This is a genomic window from Paenibacillus sp. 01T422 (assembly GCF_056398785.1).
Genome location: NZ_JBFTQB010001201.1, coordinates 1 through 1,499, shown reverse-complemented (window position 1 = coordinate 1,499; position 1,499 = coordinate 1). Strand labels below are relative to the sequence as shown.

1 protein-coding gene is annotated in these 1,499 nt (G+C 47.8%); it reads right to left on the bottom strand.

Annotation, left to right across the window (positions count from 1 at the left end; translation table 11 throughout):
* Positions 1–1,431: discoidin domain-containing protein (locus tag AC1DUA_RS37175; protein ID WP_477504499.1), on the bottom strand; the 1,431-nt coding region annotated here is incomplete at its 3' end.
* Positions 1,432–1,499: the final 68 nt, after the last annotated feature.

The window sequence follows — 1,499 nt, the reverse complement described above, 5'->3', positions numbered from 1 at the left end:
GTGATCAGTTGGCGTAAACTCTGTTTTGAGACCGTTCTCAAATGTAACGCCGTAGTAGTAAGGCTTCGCAATCTCGTTATCGTGCTTGAAAGGCAATGCCCTTGTCGTACGGCTAATATTCGGAGTTCCCACGGTGTCGGAAGGCATCACATGGAACGTCTGCCGATCGCCCATCCAGGGACTTGGTTCATGGCTTAATGCAAAAGCTTGAATCGTAGGTAAGTTGTTCGCGTTATTGCTCTGATTGTAATAATAAGCCCAATCTGAGCTTGCATTTGTTTTGGGTATCCAGAAATTAAATCCGTGCGGGACGGCAACGGCTGGAATGTTATTTCCTCTGGAGAAGGTTCCATTGGACTGCGTGCCTCTGAGGATGTTGGCATAATCGGAGAGTCGGTTGTAATTGGCAGGTGTAGGAGTTCCCTCGATTTTGACATCATCAATCGTGCCTTTGAAGCCTGTTCCCACCTTCGCTGCCGGGTTATCATACGCAATTAGAATACGTTTAATTGTTTTGCCGGAGGCAACGGCCCCGATGTTGGATTTTTTGAAATTCCATTGATTGTTGTAAAGTGTCTTGGAGTTGCCTTGATCTTGGGGATTGAGTTTAATGCCATGTTGATCCAGCGCACCAAGATTGTGCAGATAAGTGCCATCTGAGAAGGCGAGATCAACCGCTGCGTAAGTGCTCGAGTAATCCATCTGAGCTTTGTCCGTAAATTCCGGAGCAATGTAATAGGAAAGTTCCGTCGTTGGCGTCACGGTAATGTTAGCATCATAAACTTTATTGTAGGAGTACGCTCGGCCGTCCACCAAGTGGGTTCCGGAATAGGTAAACCCTTTTGCCCCCGTCCAACCTGCATTGGATTTCGCATTATAAAGTCCTGACGGTCCGTTCGATACATAGGACTTCATGTCCGCCGGTGGAGGTGGTGGCAGAATAATGCCATTGGAAATCTGGAATTCGGACATCTGAATATAAGGATCGCCGCTGTTCGCCGTAATGTTTAAGCGGTAATAGACATAAGGTGTTTCGTTTGCAAAATCATATACTTTCGTCTGAAAACGTTCGCTGAATGTCTGATTGGTTCTCGTATCAAGTAGCGTCCAGGTGCTGCCGTCATTGGAGCCTTCAAACTGCCAGTTCTTAGGGTCCCTTCCTGCCGAATCGTTCGCTGAGGTCAACGCATATCTCACAACTGCCGAAGCTTCACTAAGCTTGAATCTTACCCAGCTAGTCGAGCTCGTATCCAGCCATTTGGAATTCGTGTTTGAATCAATTAAGTTGGCAGCTACTTCACCTGAAGACGCGTATTCTCCTCTAGCTGTTACTTCCACGACCTTATTCGTGATGCTCCCCGGGATGCCCGCGAAAGGCGTGTTCCCGTCAATACCGGATCTCAAAGGATTCCCATCGTTGTCTGACTCCACGGTATTTTCCCATGTCACTAGGGGGTCGCTAGCCTCAAATGATGAGGCGAAGTCGGCTCCTTCAGTAG